We start from the raw sequence: 23,894 nt of genomic DNA on the forward strand, positions 1-23,894 counted from the left end.
CGACCCCACCGCCCCCCCCCCCGACCCCATCGACCGCCCCTCACGGGCCCCGCCGACCCGCCCCGCCGGCACCGCGGCCGACGACGAACGCGCTCAGGCGGCCAGCGCGTCGGGCAGCCAGGAGACGCCGCCGTCCCCCACCTCGTCAGCCCCAACAGCCTCGTCGGGCTCCTCGGACTCACCGGACTCACCGGACTCACCGGACTGATCAGGCCGGTCGGGCTGGTTGGGCCGCTCGGGCCGGTCGGACTCGTCGGCCTGCCAGACCTCGGCGTTCTCCCCGTCGATCTGCCGGCCGACCGCCACGGAGCGCCGCGCCCGGCTGCCCGCACCCTCCGGCACGACTCCGTTCGCGCCCGTGTCGGCGGCGAGCTCCCACTCGCGGGTGGCGTCCTCCATCCGCCGCTGGTCGTCGTCGCTCGGAGCGGCGCCGGAGTAGACCCGGACGGGCTTCTCGAAGCTGGTGATGCCCCACTTCAGGTCATGACCGACCGAGCTGGCCTCGACCTCGGCCCAGAACCGCTGTTCGCCGTCGCGTTCGAACTGCTTGATGCGCAGCTTGCCGTACACGACGACGGGATGGCCCTTGCGCACCGACTGATGGACGTTGTCCGCGAGCCCCCGATAGCAGCGGACCGTGTAGTAGGTCGTGTCCCTGGTCTGCCAGGTGTTGGTCTTCGGGTCGAGGACCCGTCTGTTCACGGCCATCCGCAACGACGTGACGCGGGAGCCGTCCCTGAACTGGTACTGCCGCGGATCGTCGGTGACGTTGCCGCTCAGGGTGACGTGGATGTCGCTCATCGAGTGCCTCCCCGGCCCGGACACTCGCCGGGCCCCAGCCACACTGTCGTCCGCGACCGCCCGCCCCGGGCCTGCCGAACAACGTTCTGTGGAAAAGGCGTGAAGAGGGGAGAACGCGGCCCTAGTCTTGGTCGCTCCTGGCAGATGGCTCCATCCCAGAGGTGACCGATGATCGGTGACGCACTGATGACCCAAGAGCAGCTGGCCGAGTATCTCGGAGTGTCCGAGGAATGGATCTCCGAACACGCCTGGGAGATGCCGTTCGTGAGAGTCGGCAAGTCGCGCCGGTTCCCGAAGGGCTACGTTGATCGCTGGCTCACGACCAGGTACTGCGGGCTGCCGATCAAGTTCCCTGACAAGCAGTTCTAGATCCGGCGTCCTCTTCCAGGTCTGCCGGACCGGCGGCGTCACCGGCGGGCGGCCCCCAGCGCGCCGTAGAACTCGTTGTAGCGGTTGAGCTCTCCCTCGACCGGCGTGATCACCATGTCGTGCGCGACCCCGCCGACGCGGCGGCGCATGTCCAGTTCCAGCCGCTCGCGCTCCTTGCCCGCCTCCAGCACCACGAAGTTGCGGCTGGCCAGACCGGTCAGCAGGCCGAGACCGACGACGCTGAGCAGCATCAGGCCCACCCACGGCAGTACGCCGACGTCCCCGAGGACGGCGGCGGGCGGGCGGCCCACCTCGAACACCCCGTAGGCGAGGACGGCCCCCGCCCAGCCGAGCCCGGCCGCGAACATGACCACCAGGAGGTACTGCCAGATCTTGAGCAGCCACCACCAGGCGGGCACCCGATTGAGCGGAGGAGCCGCCTCGGCCAGCTCGTTCGTGAGGGCGCCGGGCAGATCGGCCGACCGTGACCTGGCCGCCTCCAGCACACCCTGGCGCCACACCTGCGGCATACCGGCCGCGAGGCCGTCGGCCAGTGCGTGAACGGCGTTGTCGACCTCGGCGGGCTGGGCGCTGACCGAGCTGCCGACCAGCTCTCGGATGTCGTCCTTGACCCCGCCCAGGCGGAGGCTGCTCGCCGGGTCGGGGCGGAGCTTCGCGGCCCACCGCGCGAACGGCCAGCCGACCCAGTCGGCGGAGCGCACGCCGTACACGTTCTCCATCGCCTCTCCCAGGGCGGAGACGCCGACCGCGTCGCAGAGGGCGTCGGTGAGCCCCCCACGGCGGACGTCGTCGACGGTGGGGTCGACGCGCGGGACGTCCGGCATCTCCTTCGTCAGGCGGGCCATGAGCCGGTCGAGGTCGGCCTCCAGCCTCTGGTAGGCGGCCCTCCGGGCGGCGACCGACTCGGCGAGAACCGCCTTGAGGTCGTCGATGCCCATACCGGTGGTGGTCGAGGTCGCCACGACCCGGGGGACGGTGACGCCTTCGCGCCGCAGCAGGTCCTCCAGGTCGGCCACACACTCCGCCCGCTCCTCCGGGGTCAGCCGGTCGGCCTGGTTCAGCACGAAGACCGTCACGGCGTCGTGCCCGGTCAGCTCGGCGACGTAGCGCCGATGCACGGAGGCGTCGGCGTACTTCTGCGGGTCGAGCACCCACACCACCAGGTCGGCCACCTGGATCAGGCGGTCGGCCTCGGGATCGGTGAGCGCGCGGATCGAGTCGTGGTCGGGCAGGTCGAGCAGGATCAGCCCGTGGAGCCGGCTCTCGCCCTTGTCGAGGGCGCTGGCGCGGGCGAAACGGTGCCGCCACTGGATCTGCAGCCAGTCGAGCAGCGGTCCTGCCCCGTCGAGCCCCCACACGCAGGCGTGGGTCCTGGCCGTGGTCGGCCGGCGCACTCCGATGGGCGACAACTCCAGCCCGGACACGGCGTTGAACAGCGACGACTTCCCGCTTCCCGTGCCGCCGGCGAGGGCCACGACCGTGTGCTCGGCGGACAGCTTGAGCCGGTCGCCGGCGCGCAGCAGCAGCTGTCCCCCATCGGTCAGCAGAGCGGGGTCCAGCCGGCCGTGGCCGAGCTCGACGACCCTCGCCAGGGCGGCGAGCCGGGGTCCCAGCCCGTACTGCAGGTGGGCGGTGCTGACAACGCTCATCGGTCCCTCACCATGGTGCCGTGTGCGGGCCGCACGATCGCGGGACGGGCCCGCTCCGTCATCGTGCGACCTCGAGGTTGTACGTCGCCTGATAGAGGCGGGTGGCGGCGGCCTCGTCGGGTATCCCGACGCTGTCGAGGGCGTCCACGTATCGGAGCGTCTCCTCGTCGAACAGCAGGCCGACCCGCGCCCGCAGGTCGCTGCGCGCCTTGGCGCTGATGCTGCGCAGCGACTCCGCCCCGAGCAGCCCGCGCAGCATCCTCTGGGGCAGCGCCCCCTTGCCGTCCCCGGCCGTGACATCGGTCGGGCCGTACCCGAGCAGGCCGACCATGAAGATCAACGAAAGTGAGTCCGCGTCGAAGGAGACGACCTTCGCGACCGACCGCTTCGTGACGCCTTCGGTGCGGATGAGCTCGGTGACGTGCTCCTGCCAGGCCGTGATGGTGCGGGCGGTCCGCCGTACGACGTCGTCGGCCGGACGGCCGAGGCCGGGCGTGGCGGCCAGGCGGTCGCCCGCTCCGGCGCGCTGCCGCCACCGCGCGACCACGTCCTCCGCCGCCCGCTGGATCGCCGAGGCGATCAGGGACTCCAGGCCGGCGCGCAGCGCCCCCTTCAGCGCGCGCATCCGCTCGGGACCGTGGTGGTGGCCCTTGGCGCCGCGCCGCAGCTGAAGCGTACGCATGAGGTCGCCGGACCCGGCGAAGTCCTGCCAGCGGGCCAGCACCTCGCCGCGCAGCAACGAGCCGTTCCTGGTCGCCTCGTCGATCTCGGTCAGCGCGCCCGTGAAGGCCGCGTCGACATCGGACCGGAGATCGGCCCGCAGGGCGACCTGGGTCTCCAGGTGCCTGGCGAGCGCGGGAAGGCGGGCGCGGAAACTGTTCAGTACGCCGTTCAGCGTCGCCTGCACGGCGGCGGTACGCCGCTCGTCGTCGATCGACAGCTCGGCCAGCCACAGGCGCAACTCGGCGATCTCCGCCTCCGGCAGCCGGCCCTCGCCGACGGCCGTCTCGTTGATCACGAATCGCTCGACCTCGCCCAGGCCGTACTCGTCGAGCATCCGGCCGAAGTGCTTGACGATGACCTCGCGTGACCGCTTCGGCACCCGGGAGAGCACGATGACGAGGCGCGCTCCGCGCTCCTTGGCGCGGCGCAGCAGCCCCCAGGACGGGGCGTCGGCGTATCGAGCGGCGGTGGTCACGAAGACCCACAGGTCGGCGGCGTCGAGCATGCGGTGCGCGACGTCGTGGTGTTCCTCGACCACCGAGTCGATGTCGGGCGTGTCGAGCAGGGCGACGCCCTGGGGCAGCCGGGGCGCGGGCACGAGGACGACGCTCCCGGACGCGGTGTCCCCCGCCGGTTCGGCGAGCCTGGTGACCCCCGCGAGCAGGTCGCCCGTGGCATACCAGTCGCGGTCGTCGGGGTGGCAGACCAGCACGGGGATCGACGTCGTCGGACGCCGCACGCCGGTGCGGGACACCTGCTGCCCCGCGAGCGTGTTGACGAGGGTCGATTTGCCCGCCCCCGTGGACCCGGCCACCGCCACCAGGGCCGGTGCGGTGCTCATGTGGACCCGGGGGATCACGTAGTCGTCGAGCTGCGCCAGTACGGCCGACTGGGCCTTGCGCGCCTCCTGCGCTCCCGGCACGTCCAGCCCGAAGTGGAGACCCTTGACGGCCCCCCGAAGCTGGTTGAGCGCGTTGGTCAGCGCCTCGGAAACCGGCTCGGGCAGGGGCATCTCGCGGACGCGCCGCCCCGCCTCCGCGTCGCCGGACGACGCGACGTCCTCGGCCGCCACCTCGTCGCCAGCCGTGGTCTCGTCATCCGCGGTCTCGCCGACCGTCGCCTCGGTGGACGCCGTTTCGGCTCCGGCGGTCTCAGCTTCGGAGGCCTCGTCGCCAGCCGCGATCTCGCCGGACGCCACCTCGTCGCCGACCGTGATCTCATCACCGTCGGTCCCGTCGGCGCCGTCCCCCCCGACGTCCCGGTCCCGTTCGGCCTCGGGCGGGGCGGGAGAGGGCGCGGGGGCCGGCGGCAGGTCGGGACGAGGGAGCACGGGCCGCATCGGGACGGGGCCGCCGTCGCCGATCGCGGGGAACACGGCGGTCTGCTCCCCGGGGTTCTCCGGCTGCTCCTCGATGGCGGACTCCTCGGCGGCCGACTCCTGAACGCCGGGCTCCTGAACGCCGAACTCCTGGACGCCGGGCTCCTCGATGGCGGATTCCTCGGTCACGGCGCCCGCCGCGCTCCGTGCCGGCGTGTGGTCAGGGGTCTTCCTGGCTGCCGATTTCACGGAACCCGCTCCGCTCGCACCATCTCGATCTCCTGGCCGACTGTGACGACCTCACCGACGATCACAATCGCCGGGGGGCGTACCCCGGCCGCGGTCACCCGTTCCGCCACCGTGGAGAGCGTGGCGGTAACGGTCCGCTGGGTGGGAAGAGTACCGTCCTGTACCACCATTACGGGAGTTTCCGGGGAACGGCCGTCTCGAATGAGGGTGGCCGCGATCTCCGAGACGCGTTCCACGGCCATCAGCAGCACCAGCGTCCCACCGAGACTCGCCAGTGCCGGCCAGTCGACCGTAGATCTTTCGTCACCCGGAGGCACGTGCACCGAGATCACGTGGAACTCCTGGCTCACCCCACGGTGGGTGACCGGAACGCCGGCCGAGGCCGGGACCGCGACCGCGCTCGTGATGCCGGGCACGACGGTCACCGGGATGCCGGCGCGGGCGCAGGCGAGGATCTCCTCACCGCCGCGGCCGAAGACGAAAGGGTCGCCCCCCTTCAGGCGCACGACGAACTTTCCCTGCCGGGCGTGCTCGATCAGGAGCTCGTTGATCCGCTCCTGCGAGAGCGACCGTCCGTACGGGACCTTGGCGGCGTCGATGAGCTCGACGTCGGAGGGCAGCTCGTCGAGCAGGGCGCGGGGGGCGAGCCGGTCCGCGACCACGACGTCGGCCTGGGCCAGGAGCTGGCGGCCGCGCACGGTGATGAGACCGGGATCGCCGGGGCCGCCGCCGACGAGCGCCACGCCCACGGGCTTGGTGCGGTGGCGCCGGGCGTCGACCGTGCCGTCGCGCAGGGCGCCGACCACGGCGTCGCGGATGCCGGCCGCCCGCCGCGGGTCGCCTCCCGCCGTGACGGCCACGCTGACCTCGTCGACCCGGCCGCTGGCCGGAGTCCAGGCGGCGCTCGCGTCCTTGTCGTCGGCCCGCACGCACCAGATCCGCTTGGCCTCCGCCTCGGCCGCGACGGCGGTGTTGACCTCGCGGTGGTCGGTGCAGGCGTGCACGAGCCAGGCGCCGTCGCAGTCACCCACCCGGTACGGCCGGCGTTCCCAGGTCACCCGGCCCGCGGCGATGAGATCGTCGAGCGCCGGGGTGACGCCCGGCGAGACGAGAGTCACGGAGGCTCCCGCGTCGAGCAGGGCCGGCACGCGGCGCTGGGCGACACGGCCTCCCCCGACGACGAGAACACGACGGCCGTCAAGGCGGAGGCCAAGCAGGTAGGGCGCCATGACCCCTGTCTCCCTAATGCGTCAAGCCTGCACTGTTAGGAGGCAAACCTACCCGGTGGGCTCGCGGAACATTCACCAGACGAGACTTATCGCGGGGCCGGGGCCCGGCCGTCAGGCGTCCTTGTCCGCCACTCCGGCCGAATCGAAGGTGGCGACGTCGTGCATCACCCGGGCGGCGGCGGTGACGATCGGGTGGGCGAGCAGCCCGCCGGTGCCCTCCCCGAGCCTGAGCTCCAGGTCGACGAGGGGACGGAGCCCCAGGTGGGCGAGGGCCACGGCGTGTCCCGGCTCCGCCGACCGGTGCCCGGCCACGCAGTAGCCGATCGCGTCGGGCGCGATCGCCGCGGCCGCCAGGGCGGCCGACCCGGCGATCACCCCGTCGAGGATGACCGGCACCCGGGCCGCCGCCGCGCCGAGGACGAACCCGGCGATCGCGGCGTGCTCCAGCCCGCCGACCGCGGCGAGCGCCCGTACGGCCGCCTCAGGGCCCTCGGGTACGGCGCCTTCCAGGCCGTTGACCCGCAGAGCGCGCTGTACGACGTCGATCTTGTGGTGGTACATGGCGTCGTCGACGCCGGTGCCGCGACCGGTGACGGCGGCGGCGTCCCGGCCGGTGAACACGCTGATCAGCGCGGCGGACGCGGTGGTGTTGGCGATGCCCATGTCACCGGTGACCAGACACCGGTTGCCCGAGGCGACCAGGTCGGCGGCCACCCGCACTCCGGCGGCGAGGGCCTCGGCGGCCTGCTCGCCGGTCATCGCCGGGCCCTCGGACAGGTCGGCCGTGCCGTACGCGACCTTGCGGGAGAGCAGACCGGGCGCGGGCGGCAGGTCGGATGCGACGCCCACGTCGACGACGGTCAGGGACGCCCCGACCTGCGCGGCGAACGCGTTGGCGACCGCCCCTCCCGCCGTGAAGTTGGCCACCATCTGCGCGGTGACCTCCTGGGGCCACGGCGAGACGCCCTGCGCGTGCACGCCGTGATCGGCCGCGAAGACGGCCAGCGCGACGGGCGTCGGCAGGGGCGGCGGGCACGCCCCGGCGATCCCGGCCAGCCGCACGGCGACGTCTTCGAGGACGCCCAGCGAGCCGCGCGGCTTCGTCAGCCGGTCCTGGTGTTCGCGGGCCTGGGCCATCGCGCCCGGATCGATGGGGACGACGGCGTCGATCGTCTGCCGCAGGGGGTGCAGGGGGTCCAACGTGCGCTCCTTCAGACCGCGCTGGGGTGGGTGCCGGGAAGCGTGCCGGGGTCCGCCTCGAACTCGGACTCCAGATCGGCCTCGAACTCCGCGTCCAGGTCGGCGTCGAGTTCAGCGTCCAGCTCGACGTCCAACTCCGCGTCCAGGTCGGCGTCGAGTTCAGCGTCCAGCTCGACGTCCAACTCCGCGTCGAGGTCGGCGTCCAGGTCGGTCTCCTCGTCGCTCGGACCGGCGGCCAGGCCGGCGCCGCGCCAGGGACCGCGTACGGCTCCCCCGTCAGCCGCCGGTACGACGCAGGGGACGGCGGAGTGAACGCGGTGGAGGGCGGACACGGACGACTCGCCCGACCCGGCCAGCGCCTCCTCATACCTGTCGATGACCACGTCGGCCAGGCCCTCGCAGTCGCCGATGACCTCGGCGCACCGGATGTCGAGGCCCTCGTGGTTGGCGCCGTAGGCGAGCGCCTGGGCCCAGATCCGTTCGAGCACACCCCCGGCGAACAGGACGTACGGCAGCACGATGACGCGCTTGGCGCCGAGCCTGCGGCAGCGCTCCAGGCCGCCGGGGACACCCGGGCGGGCGTGCGAGACGTAGGCGGTCTCGACCGTGAGCAGGTCGGGGACGTGGGTCTCCCAGAACAGCCGGGAGACCCGGTGGACCTCGGCGTTCACGGCGGGATCGGTCGAGCCGTGGCCGACGAGCACGACGGCGGTCTCCCCCGGCGCGATGTCGGCGGGCGGCTCGTCGGTGACCAGCCGCGGCATCTCGGCCCTGGCGTCGGCGAGCCGCTCGGCGAGGAGCCGCAGGACGCGGGGGTCCGGGCCGAGCGAGCGGCCCAGGTCGTATTCGAGGGTCGGATGCCGCTCCTGTTCGAGCGCCATCGTGCCGGGCACGTCGCCGAGCGCCCTGCGGTCGCCGGTGAGGCTCAGCGGCACGGCCACCATGTGGTGGTGCCCCCGGGCGATCAGGGACGCGATCGATTCGCCGAGCGGCGGCCGGGCGTTCGTGATGAAGCCGCCGCTCACCTCGGCGGGGAGGCCGTCGAGACGGCAGCGGAGGCGGTGTACGAACCTGCCGAACTCGGCCACGCCGGTCTCATCGTGCGTGCCGTGACCGATGAGTAGCAGCGGCGGTTTCATCTACCTGATCTCCCATGCCCTTGCCGTGCGGATGCCGGATCCGGCCAGTGAGGATAACCTCGTGCGCCCAATGATGGGCTTCTCTTGACCCGTCAGCCCACATGCGGGGGAATTCTTTACCTATTGCCATGAAATTTCCCCGTTGAGGATGCCGAACAGGATGGCGTCGGCCCGCCCTCCCGGCACGGGCAGCGCCTGCCGCAGGATGCCCTCCTCGATGAACCCGGCCCGCCTCGCGACGGCCTGGCTGGCCAGGTTTCCCCGCGCGACCAGCAGGTGGACGCGGTGGAAACCCATGCCGAAGAGGTAGGCGGTGACCATCCTGGTCGCCTCGGCGGCGTACCCCTGCCGTCGTGCCCACGGCGCGATCCAGTACCCCAGCTCGGCGTCCCCACGCTCGTGGTCCTCCCGTTGCACCCCTATCGCGCCCGCGAGGCGTCCCCCGTCCCTCGGCTGGATCGCGAAGTTGCCACCATAGCCCGGCCCCACATTGTGCGCGAGCCGGGTGACCCATTCCAGGGCCCGCTCCAGCGTGTACCCCTCCGCCCAGGTCATCCAGCGGGCGATCTCGGGGTCGTCGCGCACGGCGTCCACGATGTCGAAGGCGTCGCGCCGGGCGTACGGGCGCAGGATCAGGCGGTCGCTCTCCAGGCGTCGCCGCTCGCCGCCGCCCGTGTCGTCCTTGAGCAGGCCGAAGACGACCAGGTCGTGCGGGCCGTCGTCTTCGAAGCCCGCGCCGCGCAGCAGCCCCTCGCGGACGAACCCGGCCTTCTCCGCGACCCGGATGGAGGCCACGTTGTCGGCGTTCGCCCGCAGCTCGACCCGCCGGAGCACCCCTTCGCCGAGCAGGCGCGCGGTGAGTCCTCGTACGGCCTCGGTGGCGTAACCCCGCCCGCGATGCGCCGGGTGCACGCCGTACCCGACCTCGGCGATGCCCATGCCCCACTGCGCCTTGAACAGGCTGATCGACCCGATGATGCCGTCCGCGGTCTCCATCGCCAGGTGGATGCCCTGCCCCGAGCGCCACAGCTCGTGCACGCCGTTCGAGAGCCACTGGCCGATCCCCGCGGGATGGCCGGGCGATCCCGGCGGCAGCGCCGTCGGCTGCGCGCCCGCGGCGATGACGGCCCGCACCCGGCCGGCGTCACCCTTGCCGAACGGCCGCAGGACCAGCCGTTCCGTGATGATCGTCAGTCGCTCGTCGAACACTCGTCACTCCGTGAAATGGGCGGGGCACCACAGTGACCCTAATCGGGAGGCGAGGTTACGAACATCCAGCGGGACGGTGACATGCGCAGTGACATGCACGCGACATGCACGGCTCGCGGAGCCGGAGGGGCGGGGCTAGGTGACGACGAGCACCTCCAGCGTGCGGGGGCCGTGCACCCCCTCGATCCGGTTGAGCTCGATGTCGCTCGTCGCGGAGGGGCCGCTGATCCAGGTCAGCGGCCGATCGGGGACGAGACGGGCGACGGCGTCGGGCACCCCGGCGACGATCTGGTCCGCCCGCACGACGCACAGGTGGTAGTCGGGCACGAGCGTGAGAGCGCGGCGGCCCTGTCCGGGGCCGGCGTCCAGGACGATCGTCCCGGTCTCCGCGACGGCGACCGCGCAGGTGGTGAGCACGCCGTCCACCGTGTCGAGCTCGGCCGCGCCCAGTCCGGGGCCGTCCGTCATCAGCTCGACGCCGGGCACGGACGGCCACGGCTCGGGGAAGCCGCCGGGAACGACGATCCGCCGGGCGCCCCGCGCCGTGAGGGACGCGGAGATCCGCTCCGCCGCCCCGGTCTCGGGCACGACGTGCACGACCGCCCGGTAGTCCCCCACGCGCCGGGCGAACAGGTCCACGAGCCCGGTGTCCGGAAGGTCGCCGGCGCCGCGGTAGGCGCGCGGGATCTCGACGTCCGGCGCTCCCGCGACGGCGGCGCGGATCCGGGCGAGGATGCGCTCCCGCGAACTCATCGGCGGCCTCCGTCCGTGCGCTCCCACCACGCGCGGAACGACTCCGCGGGCAGCTCGGGGACGTCTCTCGTGTCACTCCAGCCCCCCATCGGGCCGGGCAGCCGTTCAGGGGCCAGCCGCCGCAGCCGGCCGCCGAGCCGCTGCATCCGGGCGAGCCGCCCGGACCGTTCGAGCACCCAGCCCGCCGCGGCCATCCCGGCCCGCTCCGCCACCGGGTGACGGGTTTTGGCCCTCAGGTGGACCAGGACCGCGGGGATGTCGATGGCCACCGGGCAGACCTCGTAACAGGCCCCGCACAGCGAGGACGCGTACGGCAGCGACCGTTCGAGCTCCGACTCCATGCCGTGGAGCTGGGGAGTCAGGATCGCCCCGATCGGCCCTGGATAGACCGATCCGTACGCGTGGCCGCCCACCCGTTCGTACACGGGACAGACATTGAGGCACGCCGAGCAGCGGATGCAGCGCAGCGCCTGGCGGCCCGTCTCGTCGGCGAGGACGCCGGTCCTCCCGTTGTCGAGCAGCACGAGATGGAACTCCTGGCCCTCCGTCGCGCCCGTCCACATCGAGGTGTACGGGTTCATCCGCTCGCCGGTGGAGCTCCTCGGCAGGAGCTGGAGGAAGACCTCCAGGTCACGCCAGGTGGGCACCAGCTTCTCTATGCCGACGACGGTGATGAGGGTCTCGGGCAGGGTCAGGCACATCCGGCCGTTGCCCTCCGACTCCAGCACCACCATCGTGCCCGTCTCGGCGACCGCGAAGTTGGCCCCCGAGATGGCGACCTTGGTGGCGAGGAACCGTTCGCGCAGGTGCACCCGGGCCGCCTCGGCGAGCGCGGGCGGGTCGTCGGTCAGGTCCTCCGGGGCGGGACGGCCCCAGCCCGCCATGCGCCCGGCGAAGACCTCCCGGATCTCGGCGCGGTTGCGATGAATCGCGGGGACGAGGATGTGCGAGGGCCGGTCGTCGCCCAGCTGCACGATGAGCTCGGCCAGGTCGGTCTCGTACGCCGTGATGCCCTCGGCGAGCAGGGCCTCGTTGAGCCCGGTCTCCTGGGTGACCATCGACTTGACCTTGACCACCTCGGTCTCGCCGGTGGCCCTGACCAGCCCGGCGACGATCCTGTTGGCCTCGGCGGCGTCGGCGGCCCAGTGGACGTGGCCGCCCGCGCGGGTCACCGCCTCCTCCAGCTGGAGCAGGTAGGCGTCCAGGTTGCGCAGCGTGTGGTCCTTGATCGCCTTGCCCGCCCGGCGCAGCTCCGCCCAGTCGGGGAGCTCGCTCACCACGCCCGCCCGCCTGGCCCGGATCGTCCGGGTCGCCTTGCGCAGGTTGAACCTGAGCTGCGAGTCCCGTACGGCGCGGGCCGCGCGGGCGGGGAAGCCCTCGCCCGCGGCCCCGGGCCGGGGGCCGGGAAGGCCGAGGAACGTCCTGGTCACGCGGCACCCCCTCGCCCGCCGCGCGCGACGCCGGCGGCTCCGGTCACGGGTTCGGTCGCGGCGAGGATCTCGGCGAGGTGCATCACGCGCACCCCGGTCTTCTGCCGGCCGAGTGTGCCGCCGATGTGCGTCAGGCAGGAGTTGTCCGCGGCGCACAGCACCTCGGCGCCGGTGTCCAGGACGGCGCGCACCTTGTCGGCGCACATCGCGGCCGAGACGTCGGCGTTCTTCACCGCGAAGGTCCCCCCGAAGCCACAGCACTCCTCCTCGTTCGGCAACGGCACCAGCTCCAGGCCCCGTACCTTCCGCAGCAGCCTCAGGGGACGGTCGCCGAGGTGGAGCCCGCGCAGCGAGTGGCAGGTCGGGTGATAGGTGACCCGGTGCGGGAAGTAGGCGCCCACGTCGGTCACGCCGAGCACGTCGACCAGGAACTCGGTCAGCTCGTGCACCCGCGGCGTCGTCTCCGCCACGGCCGCGGCGAAACCGGGCGGGCCGGGCAGGCGCGGGTACTGCTCCCGCACCATCGCGGCGCAGGAGCCCGACGGCACCACCACCGCGTCGTACCCACTGAAGGCGGCGATCGTGTGGTGCGCCAGCCGCGCCCCCTCGTCGCGGTAGCCGGTGTTGACGTGCATCTGCCCGCAGCAGGTCTGGGCCGCGGGGAAGTCCACGTCCACCCCCAGCCGGCGCAGCAGCGTCACGACCGCCCGGCCGGTGCCCGGAAACAGGGTGTCGTTGACGCAGGTGATGAACAGGGCGACCCGCACGCTGCCCTCCTGTATGGTCAGACCAAATATGGTCAGACCATACATCGCGGCCCGTCTCCCGGACCACGGGCGGGCGCCGGAGGATCGCATGAGCGTCGATGACCGGGCCCCGGCCCGACAGGGCGGGCGCCCGCGCGCCTTCGAGGAGGTCCTCGCCCGGATCGAGGAGCGCATCGCGGCCGACGGGCTGACCGTGGGCGACCGGCTTCCCGGGGAACGTCAGCTCGCCGAGCAGCTCAACGTCGGCCGGTCGTCGGTCCGTGAGGCGCTGCGCGTGCTGGAGACGCTCGGGGTCGTCTCGTCGCAGGCCGGCCGGGGACCGGACGCGGGAGCCGTGCTGACCTCACGCCCCGCGGGCGCGCTCGCGGGCCTGCTCCGGCTGCACCTCGGCCTCGCCACGCTGTCGCTGCGCGAGGTGGTCGACCTGCGGCTGATGGTGGAGCAGTGGTCGGCCGAGCACGCGGCCCGGTCGGGGGAGGGCCTCGCGGAGATGGCCGCCGCCCTTGCGGGCATGGACGCCGCGACCGGCCCCGGGGAGTTCGTCGCGCACGACGTCGCGTTCCACCTGGCGATCGCCGCCGCGTCGGGCAACCGGCTGATCGTGGCGATCATGGAGGCGGTCCGCGGGGCGGTGCACCGCTACGCCGTCGACGCGGTGGCCCGGCTGGGCGGCACCTCCGGTCTGCAGGCGGATCATCGGCGCATCCACGCGGCCATCGGCGCGGGCGACGCCCCTGGGGCCGCCGCCGCGATCGCCGCGCACCTCGCCCGCGTCTACCCGCCCGGCGACGTCCCAGGAGAGTGATGCGGCTCGGCGAGCCGGCCGGGGCCTGATTAGCGACGTCGCGGACGGGATAAGAGTGATTGCAGTGTCCGCGGGCTTTGGGGGAGTGACGCATGCGGCCGACGTCGGCAGAGGTGAGCAGGGCGGCCGCCGGTGTCTACGCGGGCCTGTCTGCGCAGATGGCCTCGGTGGTCGCGCTGGCCGTGTTCGAGGAGACCCGGGGCCGCCGGCTGGTCCGGCAGGTGGCGGCCTTCGGCGGCGACCCGCACGCCCCCGCCGCCCGCGAGGTGGCCGGGGCCGCGACCGCGTTCGCCCTGCTGATCCTCGTCGTGGTCGCGGCGACCGCCGCCTGCGCGCTGGCCTACCTCACCTGGCTGCGCCGGGTGCGGCCGGACGTCCCGGGCATCGCGCTGACCGCTGCGTGGCTCGTCCCCGGGGTCAACCTGGTGGCTCCGCCGCTCATCGCCGACCGCGCCTGGCGGGAGGCGGGCGGGACGCGCGACCGGTCCCGGTGGCTCGTGCTGCTCGGCTGCTGGTGGCTCGCCACCCTCGCCGCGCTCGCCACCGTGGCGGGCCGTCCCGGCGACGGCGGCCTGGTCGGGGTCGGCGTCCCCGAGGTCGTGACGCTGGCCGTCGCCGCCCTTCTGTGCGCGGCCACCGTACGCGAGGTCACGGTGGCCCGCGTCGCCCACGCGGCCCACGCGGCCGCCGTCCGGCGCGGGCCGGAGGCGGCCGCCGGTGACCGCGGCCGTCAGCGGCCCGGGGGCGGGCCCGAGCTTCCCGCACTGGCGTGCCAGAGCCGGCGGTGGGGCTCTCCCGAACCCGCCAGGAACCGGCCCTCCCGCGCCGCGGGCGGCGCCCCGTTGTCGGAGTAGGGCGACAGCCGGTAGCCGTTGCCGTACTCCAGGGGCCGCCCGCCCACCCCGGCGCCGGGCGCGGGCCTCTCGTCCAGCACGGCGCGGACGGCGTCGAGACCGCGGTCGCGCCAGAGCCGGTCGAGCGCGACCAGGTCCCAGCAGTGCAGGGCCCGCAGCGAGACGGCCCGTCCCCCGGTGCGCCGGACCACGCCCCGCGCGACCAGCAGCCACGACCCGAAGACGGTGGCCGCGGTGTGGCCCTGCACCGACTCGAAGAACGTCAGGTCGACCGGTCCTGTGGAGTCGTCGAGCGTGGTGAAGATGACTCGCTGCCCCGACCGGACGGCGGGCGTCTGGGTGGCCACCTTCACCCCGGCGACCAGGATCTCCGCGCCGTTCCGCCGGCTGAGCAGGTCTTTCGCCCTGGTCACGCCGATGGCGTCGAGCAACTCGTCGTGGAAGGAGATCACGTGCCGGCTGACGTCCATGCCGAGGACGGCCAGCTCGGCCTCGACGGCCTCGGCCTCGGTCATCTCCGGCAGCTCCCCCGGCGTCACCCGCTCGGTGAACGCCATCGGCAGCTGCCCCGCCGCGCCCGCGGCGCCGCGGTCGAGCGTGCCGATCTGGGCGATCAGGTCGCGCCGCGTCAGCTCCCCCGGCCGCCACCGCGGCTCGCCCGGGCGCAGGCCGTGCAGCGCGTCGAACCCGCCGACCTCCACGATCCGCTCGGCCACCGGCCGGGACGGCCGGGCCCGCTCCCAGAAGTCCGCGAGCGAGGTGTACGGCCGCCCCTCGACCATCCGGGCGACCTCGGCGTCGCTGACCCCCTTGACCGCCGAGAACGGCACCCGCAGGCCGTACCCGCGGCCGAGCTCGGCGACCCGCGGCCCGTCCGGGCTGGGCTCCGGGACCGGGCCGGTCCGTTCGACCAGCCAGTGTTCCCCCGAGTGGTTGACGTCCAGGGACAGGACCTCGACGCCGCACTGGCGGGCCTCGTCGAGGATCACCCGGTTGGGGTACATCCCCGGCTCGTGGGTGAGCACGCCGGCGAAGAACGCCGCGGCGTGGTGTCGCTTCAGCCAGGCCGACTGGTAGGTGGGCAGCGCGAACGCCGCCGCGTGGGCCTTGCAGAACCCGAAGCCGCCGAACGCGTCGAGCACGTGCCACGCCTGCTCGACGGTCGGTTCGGGGAACCCCCGCGCGCGGGCGAGCGGCACGAACCAGGCCCGCACCGCCTCCCGGCCCTCCGGCGACCCGAGGCCGCGGCGGGCCCGCTCCGCCTCCGACAGGCCGGAACCGGTCATGACGTCGATGACCCTGAGGACCTGCTCGTGGAAGACGACCACCCCGTTGGTCTCCCGCAGCGCGTCCCGCAGGGCCTCGTGCGGGTAGCGCGCCTCCCGGAATCCGTGCCTGGCCTCCAGGTAGGGCGTGACCATGTCGGAGTTGACCGGACCGGGCCGGAACAGCGAGATGTCCACGATCAGGTCGTGCATCGTGCGGGGCTCCAGCTTGGCGACCAGTTCCCGCTGGCCGGGCGACTCGATCTGGAAGCAGCCGAGCGTCCGGGCGACGCGGATGAGGTCGTAGGTGGCGGGATCGTCGTGCGGCACGGCCTCCAGGTCGATCCGCAGCCCGTCGACCCGCTCGATCTCCCGCAGCGAGTAGGCCAGCGCGGACTGCATGCGCACGCCGAGCACGTCGAGCTTGAGCAGGCCGGCCTCCTCGACGTCGTCCTTGTCGAACTGCGACATCGGGAAGTCGAGCAGGCTCCGTTCGACGGGCGTGCGGTCGCGCAGCGAGGAGTTGCCCACGAGCACGCCGCACGGGTGCAGCGCGACGTGCCTGGGCAGCCCGTCGAGCCGCTCCGCCAGCCGGAACACCGTCTCCAGCGAGCGGTCGTTCAGGCCGCTGGCGCGCAGCTCCGGCAGGTCGGTCAGGGCCGCCCCGATCTGCCTGGCCCGCACGTGGGGGAACGCCTTGGCGATGACGTCGATCTCGTGTGGAGGCAGGCCCATCGCCGCCCCGACGTCGCGGATGGCGCTACGCGCCCGGTAGGTCTCCATCATGGACACGCAGGCCACGCGGGCCTCGCCGTACCGGTCGAGGATGGCGCGGTAGCAGTCGAGGCGGCGGGCGGACTCCACGTCGACGTCGATGTCGGGCAGCCCGCGGCGGCCCTCCGAGAGGAACCGCTCCATCAGCAGGCCGTGTTCGAGCGGGTTCACCTCGCCGATGCCGGTGAGATAGTTCACCAGGCTGCCGGCCCCTGAACCGCGGATCGCGCAGCGCACGCCCATCGAGCGGATCATGTCCGTGATGCCGGCGACTGTGACGAAGTAGCCGGAAAGCCGCTTCCGCTCGATGATCGTGAGCTCGGCCGCGAGGCGGCTCCTCGCCTCCTCCGACCGCTCCAGCCCCCGGCGTGCCAGCCCGTCCTCACACCGGTGACGCAGCAGCGGCACGGGGTCCTCGCCGATCTCCGGGAGGTGGAGCCGGGGGTCCTCCGGGTCGAGGAGCGGGACGATCTCGACCGGGTCGAGCGCGCACCGCTCCGCCGCCCGGCGGGTCTCGGCCAGCAGCAGGGCCGCCCGTTCCGCGTCGCCGCCGCAGATCCGCGACGCGACGCGGGCCATCTCCGCGCCGTCCTTCAGGTACGCGTGGGCGGTCGGGTGTTCCAGGTGCCGTCCGTCGAGGGGGACGAGCTTGCGCGCCGCGTCGAGCACGTTGCCCACCTGGTGGTCGGCCGCGTCGAGGTAGCGGACGGCGTTGGTCAGCACGGCGGGCACGCCCATGGAGGCGGCCAGGCCCAGCATGCGCACGGCGATGTTCGCGTCGCGGTAGCCGTACAGGTCCACCACCTCGACGAGGAGGTCGGGCACGACGGAACGCCAGGCGGCGAGAAGGGCGCGCGCCTGGTCGTCACGGCGCTCGGCCACCGCGCGGCCCACGCCGGACCGCGGGCCGAGCATGACCGTGAGCGCCGGCTCGCCGTCCGGGCCCGTCGCGTGTTCGGACACCATCCCCGGTGTGACGTGCGGCTCCCCGCGCTCCCCCGCGTGGTGGGCGGCCGTGACGAGCCGGCACAGCGCGGCCCAGCCGCCGGAGCGGGCGAGCACGACGATCCGGGCGGGGTCGGCCCGCCTCCCGCGGCTCGCCGGGCCGCCGTCCAGGGCGAGGTCGACGCCGACGACGGGCGCGATCCCCCGCTCGTGGCATGCCCGGATGTGCTTGATCGCGCCGTACAGGCCGTCGCGGTCGGTCAGCGCGAGCATGTCCATGCCGTGCTCGGCCGCCCGGCCGGCCAGCGCGCCGGGAAACGCGGTGCCGTACCGGAGAGAGAAGGCGGAGGCCGTGTGCAGATGGACGAAGGAGGCCATCAGCCCCTCCTCCCCGCCGCACCGGCCGGAGAGGGACCCTGGAGCGTTCCCATCAGTCCCACGCCCTCAGCAGGAGCCAGCCGTCGGCGGCGGTGTCGAATCGCAGTTCGTAGGTGCCGACCTGCCTGCCCGCCGCCGCCTCGACGCGCCAGAAGCGCCGCTCCCCCGGATCGGCGTCGGAGGTCTTCCACCACTCGCGGACGACCACCCAGTGATCCTGGACCTCGCGGACGGTGTAGAGCCGGTCACGCCAGACGAACTGAGCCGGCCGGCCGTCCCGGACCCACACCTCGATCGGCTCGCCGTAAAGTCTGCTCAAGACCCCTTCTCCCTGTGGCTACGTGCCACCCGGGGGAAGACGGGCGGATGTTTCGGGCAGAAAAGCCGCTACTTCGAACATACGTTCCCAGGAGATCGAACGCAAGTCGCCATCGGGAAATTTGCCAGGTCAGCGTGGATCCGGGCCGGGCGTCCGGCGCGAGGTCAGTCGCCGGTCCGCCGGACCAGGGGGTTGGTGGACGTCGAGTTGCGGATGCTGAAGGCCACGCTGCCGGCCCGGTAGCGGTCGTCCGAGCACTCGACCGGCCGGCCCTCCTGGCTCGTCGTCGTCCGCCGCTGGCGCAGCAGCGGGCTGCCCCTGCGGACGCCGAGCAGGCGGGCGTCCTCGCTCCCGGCCGCGACCGCGTCGATCAGGTGCTCGCCGTACGCGAAGACGAGCCCGACGGCGTCGTACAGTTCCTGGGTGACCGACTCGCACGAGGGGTCGAGCCGTTCCACGGCGGGGGCGATCCAGCCGGCGTAGACCGTGCGTTCGAGGAGGACCGGCTCGCCGTCGAGCCGGCGCAGCCGCAGCACGGTGAGCACCTCCTCCCCCGGCGTCAGCGACAGCCGGGCGGCCTCCGACTGGGTGCAGGGACGGCGGTCCGACCGCACCACCGCGCCGCTGGCCCGGTAGCCCATCGAGCGCGCCCACTGCGCGAAACTGTGCAACTCGGCGAAACTCTGGCTCCGTTCACTGCCCAGAACGATGCGCCGCGCCCCCTGTCGCGACCCCACGAGTCCCTCGTTGACGAGTACCGCGACCGCCTGCCGGATCGTGCCGCGCGCGGCCCCGTACCTGTCGGCAAGCTCGGCTTCACTGGGCAGTTGCGCCCCGATCGCGTATTCGCCGCGCACGATGGCATCCCGCAGGTCGCCCGCGATCTGTTCATAGCGCGCCATCGCCATGGAACCCGTCCGTTCACTTTATCGACATGGATATGCGGCTTACTTGGTCTGGCTTGTTTGTACAAGTTCGCTTAAGTTCGATCCACGCACTCAGTGGGAGGACCCCATGTCCACACGTACCGTCGGCCTCGTGGCCGCGCTCACAATAGCCACCTCCGCTCTCGCGGCGTGCGGCGCGGCCCCCGACACCGCCACCGGCGGCGCCTCCTCCGGCTCGACCGCCGACAAGGCCGCCACGGCCACCTCCGCCCAGGACTTCGGCGGCCTGGACAAGCTGGTCGAGGCCGCCAAGAAGGAGGGCCAGCTCAACGTCATCGCCCTGCCCCCGGACTGGGCGAACTACGGCGAGATCATCAAGGCCTTCGGCGACAAGTACGGCATCAAGATCACCAGCGACAACCCCGACGGCTCCAGCCAGGACGAGATCAACGCCGTCAAGACCCTCAAGGGCCAAGGCCGCGCCCCCGACGTCCTCGACCTCGGCAGCGCCTTCGCCCTCAGCGGCGCCCAGGAGGGCCTGTTCGCGCCGTACAAGGTGCAGAGCTGGGACAAGATCCCCGACGGTCAGAAGGACGCGTCCGGCGCCTGGGTCTACGACTACGGCGGCTACATCTCCATCGGCTGCGACGCCAAGCGCGTCAAGGAGTGCCCGCAGAGCTTCGCCGACCTGCTCAAGCCCGAGTACAAGGGCAAGGTCGCGCTGAACGGCGACCCGACCAAGGCGGGCGCCGCGTTCGCCGGCGTGTACGCCGCGTCGCTGGCCAACCAGGGCTCGTTCGACGACATCCAGCCCGGCATCGACTTCTTCAAGAAGCTCAAGGGCAACGGCAACTTCACCCCGGTCGAGGCCACCCCCGCCACGGTCGAGAAGGGCGAGACGCCCATCACGATCGACTGGGACTACCTGCAGGCCAGCTACGCCAAGGAGTTCTCCACCAAGGGCGTGGACTGGAAGATCGCCATCCCCTCCGACGGCCAGTACGCCAACTTCTACTCCCAGGCCGTGAGCAAGTACGCCCCCCACCCGGCCGCCGCCCGGCTCTGGCAGGAGTTCCTCTACAGCGCCGAGGGCCAGAACCTGTGGCTGAAGGGCTACGCCCGCCCCGTGCTGCTCCCCGCGATGCAGCAGGACGGCACCGCCGACGCCGCGATGGTCGAGCAGCTCCCCAAGGTCGACGGCACCCCCACCTTCCCGACTCCGGCCCAGGTCGACAAGGCCAAGCAGGTCCTGGCGACCGGGTGGAGCGCGGCGGTGGCGGGCTGACCCGGTGACCGGAAACCGTACGCGATCGAAGGGCTGGCTCGCGGCCGTGCCGCTGCTGGCCTTCATCGCCCTGATCTTCGGCGTGCCGCTGCTTGTGCTTCTCGGCGGCACGTTCACCCGCGACGGCTCGGTGAGCGCCGCGAACCTCACCGAGTCCCTCCAGGGGGCGTACCTCACCGCCCTGCTCGGCAGCGTGAAGATCTCCGCGGTGGTCGCCGTGGCCGGCGGCGTGCTCGGCACGTTCCTCGCGCAGGCGATCGTGACGTCGCGGTTCCGGGCCCTGCGGGAGGCCGTCCTGACGGCCTCGGGTGTCCTGGCGAACTTCGGCGGCGTGCCGCTGGCGTTCGCCTGGATCGCCACCCTGGGCAACTCGGGGGTTGTCACCCAGGCGTTCGGCCTGTCCGACCACGGGTGGAACCTCTACAACTTCTGGGGACTCACCCTCGTCTACCTCTACTTCTCCATCCCGCTGATGGTGCTGACCGTCGTCCCCGCGCTCGACGGCCTGCGGCCGCAGTGGCGCGAGGCCGCGCAGAACAACGGGGCCAACACCTGGCAGTTCTGGCGGTACGTCGGCGTTCCGGTGCTGGCGCCGACGCTGCTCGGCGGGTTCGTGCTGCTGTTCGGCGGTTCGTTCGCGGCCTACGCGACCGCCAAGGCGATGGTCGGCGGCAGCGTGCCGCTGGTCACGCTGCAGATCGACGCGGCCCTGAGCGGCAACGTGCTCATCGGCCACGAGAACGTGGCCCTCGCCCTCAGCCTCGACATGATCGTGATCGCCGGCCTGGTCATGGCGGTCTACCTCCCGCTCCAGAAGAGGAGTGCCCGATGGCTACGGTGACCCCGTCCGTCGCGCCGGCCGCCGCGCCGCCCGCGAAGGGCCGTCCCCGCAGGCCCAGGGTGTGGCGGGGCGTGGTCCTCGTCGTCGCCGCGCTCTACTTCGTGGTGCCGCTGCTCGCGTCGTTCGTCTTCACGGTCGACGACCCGAGCACGGGCTTCACGCTCGACGCGTACGGGCAGATCTTCTCGGCCGAGGGCTTCGGCCGGAGCCTGCTGCTCTCCCTCGGGCTCGGCCTGGTCACCATCGCGCTCGTCCTGGTGCTGACCCTGCCGGCGATGATCGCGGTACGGCTCGCCGCGCCGCGCCTGCGGACGCCGCTCGAAGTGGTGTGCACGCTGCCGCTCGTCGTGCCGCCGATCACGTTCGTGGCCGGCATCAGCACCGTGCTGCGCTGGGGCCCCGACTACCTGGCCAGCACGCCCTTCTACCAGACGATCATCGCGGTGCAGAACCCCGACTTCCCGCTGGTGCTCGTCTTCGCGTACGTCGTGCTGGCGCTGCCGTTCGTCTACCGGTCGCTGGACGCGGGGCTCGGCGCCATCGACGTGCGGACGCTGTCCGAGGCGGCGCGCAACCTGGGGGCGTCGTGGCCGCACGTCGTCTTCCGGGTGATCATCCCCAATCTCCGGTCCGGCCTCGCCAGCGCCGGCTTCCTCACGCTGGCCCTGGTGCTCGGCGAGTTCACCATCGCCCAGCTGCTCAGCTTCCAGACCTTCCCCGTCTGGATCTACACGATCTCCGGCTCGCAGGCGCAGGTGTCCGTGGCCGTCTCGGTGTTCAGCCTGCTGATCACCTGGCTGCTGCTGCTCCTGCTGTCCTCCGCCGGTGCGAGGCAAAGGAGTGGTTCATGAACGGGGCCCGGGTCGAGTTCCGCGGGCTGCGGCGCCGGTTCGGCGCGACGGTCGCCCTCGACAACCTGAACCTGACCGTGGAGCCGGGCGAGCTGATCGCGCTGCTCGGCCCCTCGGGCTGCGGCAAGACCACCGCGCTGCGCTGCCTGGCCGGATTCGAGCATCCCGACGAGGGCCAGGTCCTCGTCGACGGCAAGGACATCACCCACGTGCCGGCCAATCGCCGGGACGCGGGAATGGTGTTCCAGTCCTACAGTCTGTTCCCCAACCTGAACATCCGCGACAACATCTCGTTTGGCATGCGGGTGCGCAAGGTGGCGGCGGCCCGGCGGCACGAGCGGGCGCAGGAGCTGCTCGAGCTCATCGGCCTGCCTCAGATAGGGGGCCGCTACCCGCACCAGCTGTCCGGCGGCCAGCAGCAGCGGGTCGCCCTGGCCCGCGCGATCGCCCTGGAGCCCCGCGTCCTGCTGCTCGACGAGCCGCTGTCGGCGCTCGACGCCAAGGTCCGGGTCTCGCTGCGGGAGGAGATCCGGCGGCTGCAGCTCTCCCTCGGCATCACCACGATCTTCGTCACGCACGACCAGGAGGAGGCCCTGTCGATGGCCGACCGGGTCGCCGTCCTGCGCGACGGCCACCTGGAGCAGGTCGCCGCCCCGGCCACCCTGTACGACCGGCCCGCGACTCCCTTCGTGGCCGAGTTCGTCGGCACGATGAACCACATCCGGGGCAGGGCCGCGGACGGCCGGGTGACCGTGCTCGGCCAGACGCTGCCCGTGGACGGCGACGCCCCGGCCACCGGCGACGTCGATGTGCTGGTCCGGCCGGAGACGGTGCTCGTCACCCCGGACGCCGACGGCGGCGCGATGGTCATGGTGTCGTCGTTCCGCGGCTCGATCGCCCGGCTGACCGTACAGCTCGCCGACGGCACCGAGGTGCTGGCCGACGTGCCCGGCCACGACTCGGCGCGGCTCGCGCCCGGCACGCCCGTGCGGGTCGCGCTGGTGGAGCGGCCCGTGCTGGTGGCGCCCGCGGCGGACGGGGCCGGAAGCCAGGCGCGGCCGGCCGCCGTCGCCGTCGCCGAGCCCGACGTCGTCTGACGCGTCCGATGCCTGACGAACTCGCGGACGGACCGTCCGCGGTCCTCTTCGACATGGACGGAACGCTCGTCGACACCGAGGGACTGTGGTGGGAGGCGTGCGCCGAGGTCGCGTCCGGCCTGGGCGCGCCGCTTCCCGCCGCCGACCAGGAGGTGCTCTTCGGCCTCGCCGCCGAGGACGCCGCCGAGCACGTGTCCCGGCGGGCGGGGGGCGACCCCCCGCCGGCGGCCGTCACGACGATGCTGACCGACGCGTTCACCGCCCGCGTCAAACGAGGGGTGACGACGCTCCCCGGCACCGTCGCCCTGCTCGACGCGCTGCGGGCGGCCGGGATTCCGGCCGGCCTGGTCAGCGCCTCTCCCCGGGCGGTCGTCGACCTGGTGCTCGAAGCGATCGGCGAGGACCGGTTCCGCCTCTCCGTGGCGGCCGGCGACAGCGCGCGGAACAAGCCCGCCCCCGATCCCTACCTGGCCGCCGCGCGCCGCCTGGGCGTCGACCCCGTCGCCTGCGTGGCGGTCGAGGACAGCCCCACCGGGATCGCCTCGGCCCGGGCCGCCGGATGCGCCGTCGTCGTGGTGGGCTCGCCGTACCGGGGGGTCTCCGGCAGGATGGTGCGGGTGCCGAGCCTGGAGCGCGTGGACCTGCCGATGCTGCGCCTCCTGGCCGCCACCGCCCGTCCCGGCGATCGGAACAACGGCCGCCGCGAGGGGGGTTGAGACACGCGTAACGGTCCGCC

Annotated in this window: 20 protein-coding genes; 7 read left to right on the plus strand and 13 right to left on the minus strand. The window is 73.0% G+C overall.

Going from position 1 to position 23,894, the window contains the following annotated elements; genetic code table 11:
- Positions 1-93 precede the first annotated feature (93 nt).
- Positions 94-801 carry a single-stranded DNA-binding protein gene (locus JOL79_RS03570; protein WP_210154208.1) on the minus strand — a complete coding sequence of 236 codons (708 nt, stop codon included), beginning with the start codon at positions 799-801 and terminating at the stop codon, positions 94-96.
- A 168-nt stretch (positions 802-969) separates the two neighbouring features.
- On the opposite strand from JOL79_RS03570, the gene JOL79_RS03575 reads away from it, so the two are divergent.
- Positions 970-1,170 (plus strand): excisionase family DNA-binding protein, encoded by a 201-nt coding sequence (locus JOL79_RS03575; protein WP_210154209.1) that lies wholly within the window; start codon positions 970-972, stop codon positions 1,168-1,170.
- Between the two features lie 38 nt (positions 1,171-1,208).
- Here the strand turns inward: JOL79_RS03575 and JOL79_RS03580 are convergent, their stop codons facing one another.
- From JOL79_RS03580 to JOL79_RS03620, 9 genes are all read right to left on the minus strand, one after another.
- Complete coding sequence (locus JOL79_RS03580; protein ID WP_210154210.1) at positions 1,209-2,840, minus strand: GTPase family protein; 1,632 nt, start codon at positions 2,838-2,840, stop codon at positions 1,209-1,211.
- 58 nt (positions 2,841-2,898) lie between these two features.
- Positions 2,899-5,070, minus strand: a complete 2,172-nt coding sequence (locus tag JOL79_RS03585) for a GTPase (RefSeq protein ID WP_307848293.1) — start codon at positions 5,068-5,070, stop codon at positions 2,899-2,901.
- Positions 5,071-5,126: 56 nt separating this feature from the next.
- Complete coding sequence (gene cobA, locus JOL79_RS03590) at positions 5,127-6,359, minus strand: uroporphyrinogen-III C-methyltransferase (protein ID WP_210154211.1); 1,233 nt, start codon at positions 6,357-6,359, stop codon at positions 5,127-5,129.
- 111 nt (positions 6,360-6,470) lie between these two features.
- The gene (gene cobT / locus JOL79_RS03595) at positions 6,471-7,496 is read right to left on the minus strand and encodes a nicotinate-nucleotide--dimethylbenzimidazole phosphoribosyltransferase (RefSeq protein WP_372446723.1); all 1,026 of its coding nucleotides are present in this window, start codon (positions 7,494-7,496) and stop codon (positions 6,471-6,473) included.
- 74 nt (positions 7,497-7,570) lie between these two features.
- Positions 7,571-8,698 carry a sirohydrochlorin chelatase gene (locus JOL79_RS03600; RefSeq protein WP_230984203.1) on the minus strand — a complete coding sequence of 376 codons (1,128 nt, stop codon included), beginning with the start codon at positions 8,696-8,698 and terminating at the stop codon, positions 7,571-7,573.
- A gap of 120 nt (positions 8,699-8,818) precedes the next feature.
- Positions 8,819-9,907 carry a GNAT family N-acetyltransferase gene (locus JOL79_RS03605; protein ID WP_210154212.1) on the minus strand — a complete coding sequence of 363 codons (1,089 nt, stop codon included), beginning with the start codon at positions 9,905-9,907 and terminating at the stop codon, positions 8,819-8,821.
- 135 nt (positions 9,908-10,042) lie between these two features.
- Positions 10,043-10,660 (minus strand): LutC/YkgG family protein, encoded by a 618-nt coding sequence (locus JOL79_RS03610; protein ID WP_210154213.1) that lies wholly within the window; start codon positions 10,658-10,660, stop codon positions 10,043-10,045.
- On the minus strand, positions 10,657-12,090 hold the full coding sequence (locus tag JOL79_RS03615; protein WP_210154214.1) for a lactate utilization protein B: 1,434 nt from the start codon (positions 12,088-12,090) through the stop codon (positions 10,657-10,659). Before JOL79_RS03615 ends, JOL79_RS03610 begins: the two co-directional genes overlap by 4 nt.
- Positions 12,087-12,857, minus strand: a complete 771-nt coding sequence (locus JOL79_RS03620) for a (Fe-S)-binding protein (protein WP_210154215.1) — start codon at positions 12,855-12,857, stop codon at positions 12,087-12,089. The genes JOL79_RS03615 and JOL79_RS03620 overlap by 4 nt, the downstream gene beginning before the upstream one ends.
- Before the next feature lie 88 nt (positions 12,858-12,945).
- On the opposite strand from JOL79_RS03620, the gene JOL79_RS03625 reads away from it, so the two are divergent.
- Positions 12,946-13,662 carry a FadR/GntR family transcriptional regulator gene (locus JOL79_RS03625; RefSeq protein WP_210154216.1) on the plus strand — a complete coding sequence of 239 codons (717 nt, stop codon included), beginning with the start codon at positions 12,946-12,948 and terminating at the stop codon, positions 13,660-13,662.
- 730 nt (positions 13,663-14,392) lie between these two features.
- On the opposite strand, the gene JOL79_RS03630 is transcribed toward JOL79_RS03625, so the two are convergent.
- The 3 genes from JOL79_RS03630 to JOL79_RS03640 form a co-directional block, all read right to left on the minus strand.
- Entirely contained in the window at positions 14,393-17,878 is a 3,486-nt protein-coding gene (locus JOL79_RS03630; RefSeq protein ID WP_210154217.1) for a DNA polymerase III subunit alpha, read from the minus strand.
- 52 nt (positions 17,879-17,930) lie between these two features.
- Positions 17,931-18,197 carry a DUF6504 family protein gene (locus JOL79_RS03635; RefSeq protein ID WP_210154218.1) on the minus strand — a complete coding sequence of 89 codons (267 nt, stop codon included), beginning with the start codon at positions 18,195-18,197 and terminating at the stop codon, positions 17,931-17,933.
- Between the two features lie 164 nt (positions 18,198-18,361).
- Positions 18,362-19,099 carry a GntR family transcriptional regulator gene (locus JOL79_RS03640; protein ID WP_210154219.1) on the minus strand — a complete coding sequence of 246 codons (738 nt, stop codon included), beginning with the start codon at positions 19,097-19,099 and terminating at the stop codon, positions 18,362-18,364.
- Positions 19,100-19,211: 112 nt separating this feature from the next.
- On the opposite strand from JOL79_RS03640, the gene JOL79_RS03645 reads away from it, so the two are divergent.
- Genes JOL79_RS03645 through JOL79_RS03665 form a run of 5 tightly spaced genes read left to right on the plus strand, consistent with a single transcriptional unit; the run spans position 19,212 to position 23,874 of the window.
- Positions 19,212-20,369: an ABC transporter substrate-binding protein gene (locus JOL79_RS03645; RefSeq protein WP_210154220.1), complete on the plus strand. Its 1,158-nt coding sequence runs from the start codon at positions 19,212-19,214 to the stop codon at positions 20,367-20,369.
- Positions 20,370-20,373: 4 nt separating this feature from the next.
- Positions 20,374-21,210, plus strand: coding sequence for an ABC transporter permease (locus JOL79_RS03650; protein WP_210154221.1), 837 nt, complete (start codon positions 20,374-20,376; stop codon positions 21,208-21,210).
- Positions 21,198-22,061, plus strand: coding sequence for an ABC transporter permease (locus JOL79_RS03655; protein ID WP_210154222.1), 864 nt, complete (start codon positions 21,198-21,200; stop codon positions 22,059-22,061). The genes JOL79_RS03650 and JOL79_RS03655 overlap by 13 nt, the downstream gene beginning before the upstream one ends.
- Positions 22,058-23,158 carry an ABC transporter ATP-binding protein gene (locus tag JOL79_RS03660; RefSeq protein WP_210154223.1) on the plus strand — a complete coding sequence of 367 codons (1,101 nt, stop codon included), beginning with the start codon at positions 22,058-22,060 and terminating at the stop codon, positions 23,156-23,158. Before JOL79_RS03655 ends, JOL79_RS03660 begins: the two co-directional genes overlap by 4 nt.
- 8 nt (positions 23,159-23,166) lie before the next feature.
- Positions 23,167-23,874 (plus strand): HAD family hydrolase, encoded by a 708-nt coding sequence (locus JOL79_RS03665; RefSeq protein WP_210154224.1) that lies wholly within the window; start codon positions 23,167-23,169, stop codon positions 23,872-23,874.
- Positions 23,875-23,894 lie beyond the last annotated feature (20 nt).

This window comes from Microbispora oryzae, from assembly GCF_017896165.1.
Classification (GTDB): Bacteria; Actinomycetota; Actinomycetes; order Streptosporangiales; family Streptosporangiaceae; genus Microbispora; species Microbispora oryzae.